This window comes from Nitrospira japonica (assembly GCF_900169565.1).
In the GTDB taxonomy this organism is placed as follows: Bacteria; Nitrospirota; Nitrospiria; order Nitrospirales; family Nitrospiraceae; genus Nitrospira_C; species Nitrospira_C japonica_A.
The window spans coordinates 498,399-511,204 of sequence record NZ_LT828648.1 but is presented as its reverse complement, the minus strand read 5'-3'; the positions used below and the strand labels follow the sequence as shown (position 1 = coordinate 511,204).

General features: G+C 60.3%; 12 protein-coding genes. 8 read left to right on the top strand and 4 right to left on the bottom strand.

Annotation, left to right across the window (positions count from 1 at the left end; translation table 11 throughout):
* The first annotated feature begins 18 nt into the window (after window positions 1–18).
* The 6 genes from NSJP_RS02385 (at window position 19) to NSJP_RS02360 (ending at window position 5,067) form a co-directional block, all read left to right on the top strand.
* Window positions 19–639, top strand: a complete 621-nt coding sequence (locus tag NSJP_RS02385; protein ID WP_172834104.1) for a DsbA family protein — start codon at window positions 19–21, stop codon at window positions 637–639.
* A 46-nt stretch (window positions 640–685) separates the two neighbouring features.
* Window positions 686–967 carry a hypothetical protein gene (locus NSJP_RS02380; protein WP_080885340.1) on the top strand — a complete coding sequence of 94 codons (282 nt, stop codon included), beginning with the start codon at window positions 686–688 and terminating at the stop codon, window positions 965–967.
* A gap of 81 nt (window positions 968–1,048) precedes the next feature.
* Window positions 1,049–2,479 carry an aldehyde dehydrogenase family protein gene (locus tag NSJP_RS02375; protein ID WP_080885339.1) on the top strand — a complete coding sequence of 477 codons (1,431 nt, stop codon included), beginning with the start codon at window positions 1,049–1,051 and terminating at the stop codon, window positions 2,477–2,479.
* A gap of 151 nt (window positions 2,480–2,630) precedes the next feature.
* Window positions 2,631–3,200, top strand: a complete 570-nt coding sequence (locus NSJP_RS02370) for a pyruvoyl-dependent arginine decarboxylase (RefSeq protein ID WP_080885338.1) — start codon at window positions 2,631–2,633, stop codon at window positions 3,198–3,200.
* 63 nt (window positions 3,201–3,263) lie between these two features.
* Window positions 3,264–4,199 (top strand): agmatinase, encoded by a 936-nt coding sequence (gene speB, locus NSJP_RS02365; RefSeq protein ID WP_080885337.1) that lies wholly within the window; start codon window positions 3,264–3,266, stop codon window positions 4,197–4,199.
* Between the two features lie 160 nt (window positions 4,200–4,359).
* Window positions 4,360–5,067 carry a pseudouridine synthase gene (locus tag NSJP_RS02360; RefSeq protein WP_080888487.1) on the top strand — a complete coding sequence of 236 codons (708 nt, stop codon included), beginning with the start codon at window positions 4,360–4,362 and terminating at the stop codon, window positions 5,065–5,067.
* Between the two features lie 15 nt (window positions 5,068–5,082).
* Here NSJP_RS02360 and NSJP_RS02355 read toward each other — a convergent pair whose 3' ends face one another.
* The 4 genes from NSJP_RS02355 to NSJP_RS02340 all read right to left on the bottom strand — a co-directional run bounded on the left by NSJP_RS02355 (window position 5,083) and on the right by NSJP_RS02340 (window position 10,721).
* Entirely contained in the window at window positions 5,083–5,871 is a 789-nt protein-coding gene (locus NSJP_RS02355; protein WP_080885336.1) for an MCP four helix bundle domain-containing protein, read from the bottom strand.
* 9 nt (window positions 5,872–5,880) lie between these two features.
* On the bottom strand, window positions 5,881–7,545 hold the full coding sequence (locus NSJP_RS02350; RefSeq protein ID WP_231989467.1) for an ATP-binding cassette domain-containing protein: 1,665 nt from the start codon (window positions 7,543–7,545) through the stop codon (window positions 5,881–5,883).
* Window positions 7,546–7,676: 131 nt separating this feature from the next.
* A complete protein-coding gene (locus tag NSJP_RS02345; protein ID WP_407938643.1) occupies window positions 7,677–8,843 on the bottom strand; it encodes a TolC family protein in 1,167 nt (388 codons plus the stop codon).
* Between the two features lie 441 nt (window positions 8,844–9,284).
* Window positions 9,285–10,721 (bottom strand): HlyD family secretion protein, encoded by a 1,437-nt coding sequence (locus tag NSJP_RS02340; RefSeq protein WP_080885333.1) that lies wholly within the window; start codon window positions 10,719–10,721, stop codon window positions 9,285–9,287.
* A 164-nt stretch (window positions 10,722–10,885) separates the two neighbouring features.
* On the opposite strand from NSJP_RS02340, the gene purE reads away from it, so the two are divergent.
* Together purE and NSJP_RS02330 are read left to right on the top strand one after the other, a co-directional pair.
* A complete protein-coding gene (gene purE / locus NSJP_RS02335; RefSeq protein WP_080885332.1) occupies window positions 10,886–11,488 on the top strand; it encodes a 5-(carboxyamino)imidazole ribonucleotide mutase in 603 nt (200 codons plus the stop codon).
* The gene (locus NSJP_RS02330; RefSeq protein ID WP_172834103.1) at window positions 11,485–12,642 is read left to right on the top strand and encodes a 5-(carboxyamino)imidazole ribonucleotide synthase; all 1,158 of its coding nucleotides are present in this window, start codon (window positions 11,485–11,487) and stop codon (window positions 12,640–12,642) included. Before purE ends, NSJP_RS02330 begins: the two co-directional genes overlap by 4 nt.
* The last annotated feature ends 164 nt before the right edge of the window (window positions 12,643–12,806 follow it).

The window sequence follows — 12,806 nt, the reverse complement described above, 5'->3', positions numbered from 1 at the left end:
GCGTCCATCCGGAACAGTATGATCACGTTGCTGGCGGGCCTCGCTCTCGTGAGTACCGGCGCGGTCCAGGCGGGGACGATTGCCGACGACGGACGGATCAGGGGACGGGCGGATGCTCCGATCACGCTGGTCGAGTATTCCGACTTCACCTGCGGCTACTGTCTCAAGTTTTTCCGTGACACGTTGCCGCGGCTGCAGGCCAAGTACATCGATACCGGGAAGGTGAAGTTCGTGTACCGGGATTACCCGCGCACTGATCGCGGAGTCGGAGTCGACGCCGCCGTGGCGGCGCGGTGCGCCGGCGCTCAAGGGCGATATTGGGCGATGCACGACCGTTTGTTCACGGAAGGGGGACGCTTGGAAACCGGGGCGTTCAAGGGATTTGCCAAAGCGATCGGACTGGATCAGGCCGCGTTCGGACAGTGTTTCGACGAACGGCGGCATTTGGAATCGATCTTCCAGGACCGGCAGGAGGCGAACCGCTGGGGATTTCACGGGACTCCCGGGTTCATCCTGATGTATACGGCCGCCGGGCCGACGGAAAAGGATCCCGCCGTTGCCATTCCAGGCGCGTTTCCGTTCGAGGCCTTCGCGGAGGAAATCGACCGTATGCTCAGCAAGAAGGCACCGCCCTCGTAGATCATGATGGCCCGATCAGCGGGACACACCTAAAGAAGGATAACCTATGTCAATCACGCAATCGTTCTGGTCCGTTCCTCACCGCGACAGCGAGCCGCCGTTCTGGGTGTGCATGTCCTGTCTGTCGGAGGTGTTTTACCGCAAGGTCCCGATGCCGGATTGCCCGTCCTGCCACGGCGTCTCGACGTATGAGGCCTTTTCTCTCGAAGCGATTCGTGATTGGGGCACGGAGGATCTGATCAGCAAGGCGGTCGCAGGTGAACAGGCCGCGGTGCCTGCCGCCACGACCGAAGCGGCTTCCACCTCCTCGATCGAGTCTACGCTCTAGTCGGAATGTCGCGGGGCCGGGGTGACGGCTCGCGCGAGCGGAGCATCTGCGAACGTTCCTTTCCATCTGTGGAGTGTCTCGTTGCAGGGACCACGTCCATTTCTCATCGGCGGCCAGTGGCGACAGGGCAAGACGGTCCTCCCTGTGCACGATCCCTTTACGGGAAAGGTGCTGGTGGAGGTGGCGCAGGCGGGTCCCGACGACGCGTCCGACGCGGCTCAGTCGACCAGCGACGCCGCCCGGCAGATGGCGGCGCTGCCCTCGCACGGCCGGTATCACTTGTTACAGAAGATCGCCGGAGCGCTCTATGACCGGCGGGATGAATTCGCCCAGGTGATGACCGCCGAGGCGGGCAAGCCGATCGCCGACGCCAAACGCGAGGTGAGTCGAGCCGTACAAACCTTCACGGTGGCGGCCGAAGAGGCCCGGCGGATTCCGGGAGACGTGATTCCGCTCGACTGGACGCCGGGGACCGATTCGCATCTCGGCATTCTCCGGCGGGTTCCCATCGGCCCGGTGCTCGGTATTACCCCGTTCAACTTTCCCCTCAATCTCGTCGCGCACAAAGTGGCTCCGGCATTGGCTGCAGGTAATGCCATCCTGATCAAGCCGGCGCCCCAAACTCCGCTCACTGCGCTCCTGCTGGGGGAAGTGGCGATGGAAGCGGGGGTTCCGCCAGGCGGCCTGAACATCCTGCCCTGCGACAACGCGGTGGCGGAGCAACTGGTGACGGATTCACGGTTCAAGCTGCTCAGTTTTACCGGCAGCGCGGCGGTAGGCTGGAAACTGAAGGCGTTGAGCGGGAAGAAAAAGGTGGTGTTGGAACTCGGCGGCAACGCGGGCGTGATCATCGAGCCCGATGCCGACCTGGAATTGGCGACTCAACGTTGCGCCGCCGGCGGGTTTGCGTACGCCGGGCAAACCTGCATCTCGGTCCAGCGGATTTTTGTCCATCACTCCATCGCCGATCTCTTTACGACCAAGTTGCTGCTGCAGGTGGCCCGGTTGAAGGCCGGAGATCCCGGAGACGGCGGGACGGTTGTCGGCCCCTTGATCGATCAAGGGGCCGCGAAGCGCGTCGAAGGGTGGATTGCGGAAGCGGTATCTCAAGGAGCCCGGGTGCTGCTGGGGGGCAAGCGGCTTGGCTCCGTGGTCGAAGCCACCGTCATGGGCAATGTCACGCCTACCATGAAGGTGTCCTGCCAGGAGGTCTTCGGACCGGTCGTCACGGTCACGCCATACCAGGAATTTGAAGAAGCCCTCGAGGCTTTGAACCAGTCGGACTACGGGTTGCAGGCCGGCGTGTTCACTCAAAACGTAGACAAGATTTTCCGGGCCTTCCAGCGGTTGGAAGTGGGAGCGGTGCTGGCGAACGAAATTCCCTCGTTCCGAACCGAGCACATGCCCTACGGCGGCGTGAAGGATTCCGGCTTGGGCCGCGAAGGCGTCGCCTCCACGATCGAGGACATGACCGAGCCGCGTCTGCTGGTCCTGAATCTGAAGACATCCTGAGCGATTTTTGAGGCAAGAAGGCGTCTGGATATTGCGAATCAGGCTGCATTCTTGATACAACAGCGGCGCGATACGCCGGTGATGAGGCGCGAGGCTTCCCGGGACGAAGACCAGTCCGCCACAGTGCGGACGAAGCAAGGGGGATGAGACGATGGTACCTACGCATATGTTTCTGACGAGAGGAGTCGGTGTCCATCGGGAAAAGCTGGCGTCGTTCGAACAGGCGTTGCGGAGCGCCGGCGTGGCCTACTGTAATCTCGTCAGCGTGTCCTCGATTCTTCCTCCCAATTGCAAAATCATTCCCCGAAAACGCGGTGAAAAACTTCTCAACCCCGGCGAGATCACCCATTGCGTCATGGCGCGGTCGGAAACCAATGAGCGGAACCGGTTGGTTTCCGCTTCGATCGGCTTGGCCATTCCCACCGATCGGCGCACGTACGGATACCTCTCCGAACATCATGCTCACGGGGAAACCGACGAAGAGACCGGGGAATATACCGAGGATCTGGCGGCGCAGATGTTGGCCACGACCTTGGGCGTCGAATTCGATCCGAACATCGCCTGGAAGGAGCGCGAACAGGTCTTCAAGATGGCCGGCAAGATCGTGCGGACCTTGAACATCACGCAGTCGGCTATCGGTAAGCCGGGGAAATGGACCACCGTCGTCGCGCTGGCGGTCTTCATCCCGCTGGAAAATCTTCCGAAACGATCCCGTCGCTGATTCGAGCGACGATCATCACATGGGATCGGCGCGGGCCGACTCCCGCCTGGCGAGCGTATATCCATGACACTTCCCGACGGTTGGGAAGGCTACGAACGAAATTTCCTCGGACTTGAAGAGCCGTGGTGTCACCCGGACCAGGCCGGCATTTACGTCCTGCCCGCTCCGTACGAACACACGTCGAGCTATATGCCCGGCTCCGACAAGGGCCCTTCCGCCATCATCGAAGCGTCCCATCAGGTGGAATTTTACGACGAGATGCTCCGGTGCGAGCCCTACCGTGAATGGGGCGGCATCGCCACCACGCAATCGCTGAATCTGGCCGGCAGTGTCGATCAGGCAGCGGTCGATGCGATCGAGGCATTCGTGCGCCCGCACGTGGGAACGGGCCGGTTCCTCGTGACCCTGACCGGCGAGCATACCGGTGCATTGGGGGCGATCAGGGCGCATGCAAAAAAATACCCTCATCTCTGCGTCCTGCAAATTGACGCGCACGGCGATCTTCGCAATGCCTACCAGGGAAATCCATACAGCCATGCCAGCGTCATGGCGCGCGTGGTCGACGACGGTCTGCCCTTGGTCCAAGTCGGTGTCCGCTCGATCTGTCCGGAAGAGATCGAACGGATCAAACACACGAAATCGATCACCACATTTTTTGCCGCGCCGTTGCTTGATCCGTCGGGACCCTATGAAGGCAAGGCCTCGCGATGGATTCCCGACGTCGTGAATGCCTGCACCGGCCCGGTCTACTTGACGTTTGATTGCGACGGGCTGGATGCGTCGCTGGTGCCGGCCCTGGGAACGCCTGAGCCTGGCGGGTTGGGCTGGTACGATACGCTCAACCTGGTCGCGGCCCTGGCCAACGGACCCGGTATTCTGGGAATGGACGTCAGTGAAATTGCACCGATCGAAGGCTTCGTGGCCCCTCAGTTTTGCGTCGCCCGGCTGATCTATCGGATGTTGGGACGCATCAGGGCCGGCCGCCGCGTCCACGGATAGGCTGCTGAAAATGCCGGTCGGCTGCGTTCCCGCATCACTCAGGGCCTCGACGTACCTTACCTCCTCGGACCGTCGCTCGCTGCGGCCTTGCTGAACGACCGTGAACATTCCGCATTCGGCACATACTCACTGAATCTTCAACACTCCGGTGGCTGACTCTATCCGCATCAACAAGTTTTTCACCCAGCACGGAATCTGTTCGCGGCGGGAAGCCGATCGCCTGATCGAAACAGGGCGCGTGACCATCAATCAGAAGGTGGCCGTCCTTGGAGATCGCGTCCGTTCCGGCGACGTCATCGCGCGGGACGGCAAGATCATTCCATGGGGGCAGGAGGCGGTCTACATCAAGTATCACAAGCCCGTCGGCGTCACCACGACGAGCGAGGCCCATGTGCCGCGGAACATCATCGCGGAGATCGGGCATCCGGAACGCATTTTCCCGATCGGACGTTTGGACAAGGATTCTTCCGGCCTGATTCTTCTGACCAACGACGGTGATATCGTTAACGCCATTCTCCGAACGGAGCACGGACATGAGCGCGAATACGAGGTGTCCGTCGATCGCCCGTTTGATCGCGATTTTCTGGATCGCATGGCGTCCGGTGTCGTCATTCTCGGCAGACCCACGAAGCCGTGCCGGCTCGACCGGTTGGGCCCCCGGCGGTTTCGGATCTTTCTGACGGAAGGACGCAATCGGCAGATCAGACGGATGTGCCGCGCGCTCGGGTATCGAGTCACCGAACTTCATCGCGTCCGCATCATGCACATCACCATCGGAGAGTTGGCGAAGGGACGTTGGCAGCCCTTGACGTCCCAGGAACGCGATGAACTGTTCCGCGCAGTGGGGAAAAGCAGCGATCCCCGGTGACGGCGCGGATCCGGTCTATTTGGAGCGCAGGAGGGAATTCGTGTGGTCGTTGGAAAGGGGAAGCGGAACGGAGGAAGACGGCGTGTGGGACAATTCCGCCGAGTCGTCTTGCGGGGCGGCATGGCGCCGTTTTGATAAGAACAAATTCAGAAACGCGATGAAGAAACTGCCCACGACCAGGAGCAGGCTGGTATCTTGAATCGCTCTGGTGCCCTCGTCCCGCATGTCTTTCGCCACGTCAGCGACCGTGTCCAGCAAGCGGTCCAGCGCCAGACTGACTTGAATCATTTTTGGGCCGGCATTATCAGCGGCATGTTCTTCGGCTTTGCGCCGAAGGACTTCCCGCTCGGACTGCGACGATGCCGTCCATTCCTGCGTGAGCAATTGCACGGTCGTGCTGGCGGCTGAAAAATACTGATCGAGACTTCGCCGTACCGCTTCAATGTCTTCCGGTTCGCTCCGTCCGCTCCGTGAGACGCGGAGCCCCGCCGCCGCATAGCGGTCCACAGCCTGCTGAATCCGCGCGCGCTGAGTCGGCAACGATTCGGTGATACGCTCGAATTCCTTCTGACTGTCGGCTTCCAGCGCCCTGATGATCGTGTTGCGATAGCGCATCACGTCCGCCGAAATATGCGCGAGATCGGCGGCGCCGAGCGTATATTCCGTGTACATGATCCGTAGGTCCTGATCGACGCGGCTCAATGCCTGCCCGCTGAGCCAGCCCAATCCAGCGATCAGGATGCTGACGACCAACTGCGCGGCGGTCGGCTTAAACGACAGAATCCACTGCACGGGATGTACCACGGTTCTCCTTCAGTCCAGGATCACTCGCCGGTCGACATGTGCCGTCAAGTTCGGATCGTTGGAAACGAATACGACCGACCAGGGCTCGTCCTTGGAACAAATACGGCGGAGGACGGTTTCACGCAGCGCCGGTTGAAGATTGTGAAGAATGCCGTCGAAAATGAGAATCTGCGGCCGGCTCAGGATGGCCCTGGCGAGAAGGATGCGGATGATGTGGGTGGGGGCGAGGATTTTCCCCGGCGCGCGGACGTTCGTCTTCAGTCCCTGCGGCAGGGTATCCACCTCTTCCTCCAGTTCGACGAAGCGCAAGGCCCATCGGACGTCGGCGTACGGAACATATGAGCGCCCGAGCACGATGTTGTCTTCGATCGTGCCCTCGAAGAGCGACAATTGAGAGTCGATCATGAAGCCGCGGCAACGGTTGATGGCGGTCAGGTCGATGTGCCGGAGATCCACGCCGTTGTAGCGGATGACTCCCGAAGTCGGCGCTTCGATGCCGGCCAGAACACGCGCCAATCCGGTCTTGGCGATGGTCGTGCCGGCATAGACCCCGATTTTTTCTCCCGGCATCACTTCGAGGTCGAACTGGCTGAAAATCGGAGGCAGCTCCGGGTGTTGGACCGCCAGGTCCTTGCAGGTAACCCGAATGCCGTGGATGGTCGGATCCGGAAGCGGGACCGAGAGCGTGGTCGCGGTCTTGTCCTTGGCCAGGGAGAAAACGAAATCCAGCTCCACCAGTCCGGTCAGGAAATAGTAAATGTGGCCCATACGCTTGACCACCCCGTCGAAACTCGCGATGAGACCGCTGACGACGACCTCCGCGGCGACCAATTGCCCGAGCGTCAATTGGCCGATCGAAACCAGCCATCCGGCGGTGGCGATGAGACCGCTCTGTGCCAAGGCTTGCCAGCCCACCGATCCCAGGTATTGGCGGATCAGGATGCCGAAGCGGGTCTGGCGGGTTTCCAAATAGTGATTGACGAGTTCGTCGGTTCGCTGCATGAGCAGGTTTTGGCTGTCCGTCGCTTTGAAGTGCAGCAGGTTGTACGAAATCTCCTGCATCCAATGAAGCGTTTCATACTTGGCGTGGGACATCTCCAGCGTGGCCTTGAGTCCTCCGTGAGACAAAAGGAAGAAGACGACGTTGAATCCGGCGAGCAAAAGTGCCGCATAGAGCAGAAAATAGGGATGATAAAACACAAGGATGGTCAGCCCTACCGCCCCTCCGACCACGACGTCGATCAGATCGACCAGGAGGACGGACATAGCCCGCTGCATGAACACGGTTTCCATGAAGAAATTTGCGTAACGGGGCTTGAAGCCCAGAAACTGCAGGTGAGGCAGCTGCTCGGCCATTCCGATGGCGACTCGCGCGAAGAATCGCCGTTCCAGCATCTCCACGGCATAGTACTGAAGCGCTTTGAAGGCGCCCACGAACAGGAGGGCCGCCACCATGACGCCAGCGAGGGTGACGATCGTGACCGGTTGAATTGCGAACGCGAAGGTGTTGACCAGTTCTTGCACGGTCAACGGTACGATCAAGGAGAAGAGCCCGATGGCAAGCGAGTAGGAGAACACCAGCGCCAGAAGCCGTCGCTCCAGACGGAAAATGATGCTGATATAACCGAGTATGGCTTGAATCAGGTTCGGATGGCTACCCGTGGCTGCTTGCACAGAATCCCGCCTCTCCGTCTGAAGCATGGGCCGCCGTCGAAGCACCGATTGGACTCCACGGCGGCGCCAAGACGACGAAACACCAGGCTAAAGCTATCAAATCACAAGGGGAAAAACCACTTCTTCCCCGATCAGTCCCTGGACCGATAATTCACCGGGATGGCCGATGGATCGGACTTGCCCCACGTCCCGATGGCCCATTGATAGAGCGCCAGGGCCTTCTGATAGTCGGCCTTGGCACGGATGACCTGCGCCTCCGAGTCTACGGAGTTCCGTTCCCGTAAGTTCACGAACAATACGCTCGTCGCGCCGAGGCTGAATCGAAACCGCTCGCCCTCCTCGACGGCCTTGGCGAGGCGAAGCGATTCGACCGCCAGAGAGATCCGCTCTTTTGCCCGCTCGATTGCCGACAACGCGTTGTCCACGTCGATGACCACCTGCTGCTCGCGGAACCGCTGGGTCAGCACGAACCGATCGGCTTTCCCTTGCGCTTCCAACACCTCGCCGCGACCCTTGCGTTGAAGGATCGGCATCTTCAGTTCAATGCCGAAGCGATAGCCGAGTCCCAACACGAACTTTTCCGGCTGTCGCGCCGGGGCGGCTTCCGCGTCGAGACTGGGCAGGAGATTGTTCTTTGCCAGCTCGAGATCGATGTTGTTCAGTTTCGCCTCGATGCCGATCTCTTTGACTTCGGGACGCTCCGATTTTGCTTGCAGCTTATGAACCTTGACGTCCTCGGGGTTGGGAATGAGCATCTGTGACGGGAATCCCGGCGCCCGCTCCATGGTGGGAGCCGACGGGGCGCCGTTGTCCCACAGAAACATCGAGAGCTTCAGCTGCTCCTGCTCTACCAGCCGCTGGGCGCCGATCGCCACTTCGCGTCGGCGTTGCACCTCTTGATTGGCCTCGACCACATCGAGAGGCGCCACCGCTCCGGCTTTTGCTCTCCCTTCGATCTGTTTGAATCTCCCTTCGGCGACCCCCACAGCTTTCCGTTGCAACTCCACAAATCGGACGGCAGCCACCCAATCCCAGAACTGGGTCGCGGCGGCGAGAAACAGATCCTGCCGGGTTTGGGCGATTTTAATGTCGGCACGCGGATCCGCCAATTCCGAACGCTGCAACTCGGCGCTATCAGGGTTGATCATCAATCCTTTGAGAAGCGGGAAGAATCCGCCGAGAATGACCTGGCCTGTCCCTCCGCCAAAACCCAGATCGGGAATATTGGCGGGACCGTTGATGACTTCTCTGATACCGGCGGATCCGCGGAAACCCCAAGGATGTCTTGCTTCGATCAAGGTGTCGTTGTATCCCTTGGACTGGGTTCCCAAGCCCGGATTGGAACTGGAAATGAACCGCTCCAGCTCCGTATCGTTGATGAGGACCGGCTCAAACGCTCCGAGCGCCTTCAACATCTTGCCGCGCGCCATGACCTTTTCCGTTCCGGCTCCCTTCAGCAGCGGATGGGAACGATCGATCCACGCATGAACTTCGTCCACGCTTAGGGGAATGGGCGGGAGTGTTCTGTCGGAAACCGGGAATTCCGAGGCGGCGAAGGCCGGGAGCCGGCCGAAGAGCGCGAGGGTGAGGACCAGGGCGAGTAGACATCGAACAGACATGGAACACTCCTTTCCTCAAAAAGAATGACGGCTGGCCGGTGCCCCCTTCCTCAGGTGGCACATCACCGCAGACACTGAATGCACAGGAACGGGAACGAAACTAAGACGTCTGGGCAATCCTTACTTGGCACCCCTTCCTGCTTTGGGCAAGAGGGTATCGATGAGGCTTGGAGGACGTTCTTGATAGTCCGGCGGGAACAGGTTGAAGCGGCGCCAGAGTTCGTACCACAACGGGACACGGTTGAGAATCACCCAGCCCATGGCTTTGGTGCCCTGGCGCACGTGTTCTTGAGGGGGCCATGCACGGTCGTCCGGGTCCGGCACAACCCAGAAACGGAAATTGCCCTTTCCGTCATCGACTTGATCAACGACTTTGATGAGACCGCCGAAGGTCCCGGCCATCAGGTCAGGCCAGGCCGGCAGCGGAATGGCCGGAATACCGTAAAACAGGATCCGGACCTTTCTACCGACGTTCAGAAGCGGGGCGTCGAGACCGTCGGCCGTCATCTCGATGGCTTTATCGGCGCTGGTTGGAGAAAGACGGACGATCTTATCCCCCTGCCGAACGGTTTCGCCGGCGCCGGCCTGCATCATCTTCACGACGGTCCCGTCCATGGGGGCGAGGATGCGGCTCGCGCTTCGGCGTTGCTCGGCATTGGACATGCGAAGCGATACCTCGGCCAATTGATCGGCTGCTCGTGCGGCCTCGGCGATCGACGCATCTCGAGCCGCCTCGGCATCCAGCAACCGTTGGAGGACCTCCGCGTTGACCTGATCCCGGCCGAAGCTCAGCGCCTTCATGCCTTGCTCTGCCGCCTTGAGATTGGCCTGCGTACCGGTGAGATCTGCCTTCGATGCAATGGCGAATTGAATGGCGACTTCCAACTCACGCTGAGAGACAAGTCCTTGCTCGGCCAGTTGCTTATGGCGATCGACGTTCAATTCAGCGGTTGCAACCGCGATCTTAGCCGCCTCGACCTTTTGATACGCCTCACGGACTTTGCTTTCCGCTTCAACCACGCGGGCTTGGGCCGAGGGGACCGCGGCTTTCACGATGTTCTGCATTTCCCCGATGCGTTTGTCCAATTGCCCGGCGCGTGACAGGGCAGCCTTGCGGGTTTCGGTTAGGGCAACGCGTCGTTGCTCTAAGAGCACCAAGAGATCCGGAGCCATGAAGTTCGGATCATAGTCGTCCAGCTCAAGGATGAGATCCCCTTGTCTGACGCGGACGCCCTCGAAAATGTGCCATTTTCTGATGCGGCCCGTAATCTGTGCTTCGATGTCCTGTGGTCGCTCGAACGGCGTATAGGCGGACAGTTGACCCGTGACCGTAATGGTCTGGGTCCACGGCAAAAACGCGATGATCAATATGAAAAGCAGAATGAGCGTCAGCGCGAGCTTCGAGGAGAACTTCAGCCGTTCGGGAATTTGTACGGCTTCCCAGGCTCGAAGCTTGTTGGAGGCCGCGAGGTCATCGATCGCCATCTCGTCCAGACCGGAGGGTCGATTGACGATTGACCGGACCTTGTGCCGAAGGGTCTGGGCGATACCTGCCACGGGGTCCTCGCGGGAACGCGAATAGGCTAACAATACGCACCTATCATAGAGGAAACCGGCTCAAGTGGTCAATTTCTCGACGAAGACGCGCCTATCGACAGACGTCCTTGACCGCTCCGGGGAGAATCGCTAAGGTGAGGCGTGATCCATCTCGTTCTGCCACGATGAAATCCACGACGTCATCACGGTCTCGAAGAAACCACAACCGCGGGGCAGGTCTGCGAGCCACGCAACCGATCGTCGGGGTGCTGGGCGGCAGCAAGTCCGATTTCCCCATTCTCGAGAAAGCGACAGCCCTTCTCGGTGAATTGGGTGTGCCTCATGAACTGCTGGTCGTCTCCGCTCACCGGACGCCTGACCGCTTGTTTGCCTATGCCGAACAAGCCGCGTCGCGCGGAATTGAAGTGATCATCGCCGGGGCCGGCGGCGCGGCACATTTGCCCGGAATGCTGGCCGCCAAGACTCATTTGCCGGTCATCGGCGTTCCGATTCCCACCGAACATCTTCGCGGGCTCGATTCACTCTTGTCGATCGTCCAAATGCCTCGCGGCATTCCGGTGGCCACGGTGGCCATCGGAGGAGCCGAAAATGCCGGCTTGTTGGCCGCGCAGATTCTTGGCGGCCGCTATCCGGACGTCGCGGCTCGGGTCAGGGATTTCCGCAGAACCCAGACGGAAAGCGTGCTCAACAGTCCGGAAGCGCAGGGCGTGGTGGACGGTGCCTCCTGGGACAATCGTCCTCCTCGACGGCCGAGAAGCAGGCGGTGATTGCCGCAGGGGCGGTCCTCGGAGTATTGGGCGGCGGGCAGCTGGGAGCCATGTTTGCCGAGGCGGCCCATCGGCTTGGCTACGGTGTGGCCGTATGGGATCCGGATGCCGATGCGCCGGCCCATCGCATCGTCCGACATTCCTTTACGCAGTCCTTCGCTGATCCGCACGCGTTTGACTCTTTCACTCGTCTCGCCAGTGTCGTCACGTACGAATGGGAAAATGTCCCATGGATGTTGTGTCGAGACATTGAGCAGCGGAAACCGCTCCGTCCATCCAGCGCGATTCTCAAGCTCATTCAGGATCGCATCGTTCAAAAAGACTGCCTGCGCGCACACGGTTTCCCCGTCCCGCGCTTTGCCGTGGTGTCGTCGCCCGAGCACTTGTCCGAGGCTGTCGCGGAGATTGGCTGCCCGGCGGTCTGTAAGACGGCGACGGCCGGCTACGACGGCAAAGGACAATGGAGAATCAGGGACGAGTCGGATCTGGTCGAGGTTCGAGAAGCGTTTCGTGCAACCGGCCGGCAGGACCTGCGATGGATTGTCGAGCCATTGGTTCCATTCGAACGGGAACTATCGGTGCTGGCGGTTCGGGGAATCGATGGCGAGATGGTGGTCTATCCGATCGCCGAAAACGAACATGATGAAGGCATCCTCAGGAAGACCATTGTCCCGGCTCGAATTTCGCCGTCTCTTGCGGCACAGATCGGTGAGTTGGCCAGACAGACTGTCTCACGGCTGGATGGAATCGGGGTTTTCTGTCTTGAATTGTTCGAACTCTCCGGCGGACAGATCCTCATCAACGAAATCGCTCCTCGGCCACACAACTCGGGTCATTACACGCTGGACGCGTGCAGCGTATCCCAATTCGAGCAACAGGTCCGTTCGATCTGTGGTCTTCCCTTGGGCAAGGTCGGCCTGACCACTCCGGCGGTCATGGTCAACCTGATCGGAGACGACGCGACTCGTGTCACGCAGGGAGACTGTGCCGCGCTGCTGGCGGGGCCGGGCTCCGTGCTTCACTTGTACGGTAAGAGAACCGTGCGTCCTCGCCGCAAGATGGGGCACGTGACGTTTGTGGCTTCCCGGCAGGAGACCGCCCTGGAGCGAGCCTTTCATCTGCAGGACTGCCTCTCCAAGACCGCAATCACCTAGGCCCCTCCCTCTCCACGACAGAGACATTTTTCGGCCCTCCTGCCGTTGTTCTCTTTTGTGACTCCCTAGGGGGATTTCCCACATCAAGGATCGCTGCGTCGGTCTCTGATTCAGAAAAAACAGCGACCTATCGAACCGCTCGGTCGGTATGGGACTTGCTGGAA

Coding starts and splice junctions, on each gene's coding strand:
- NSJP_RS02385 (WP_172834104.1), top strand. CDS start 19: ATGATCACGTTGCTGGCGGGCCTCGCTCTCGTGAGTACCGGCGCGGTC.
- NSJP_RS02380 (WP_080885340.1), top strand. CDS start 686: ATGTCAATCACGCAATCGTTCTGGTCCGTTCCTCACCGCGACAGCGAG.
- NSJP_RS02370 (WP_080885338.1), top strand. CDS start 2,631: ATGGTACCTACGCATATGTTTCTGACGAGAGGAGTCGGTGTCCATCGG.
- speB (WP_080885337.1), top strand. CDS start 3,264: ATGACACTTCCCGACGGTTGGGAAGGCTACGAACGAAATTTCCTCGGA.
- purE (WP_080885332.1), top strand. CDS start 10,886: ATGAAATCCACGACGTCATCACGGTCTCGAAGAAACCACAACCGCGGG.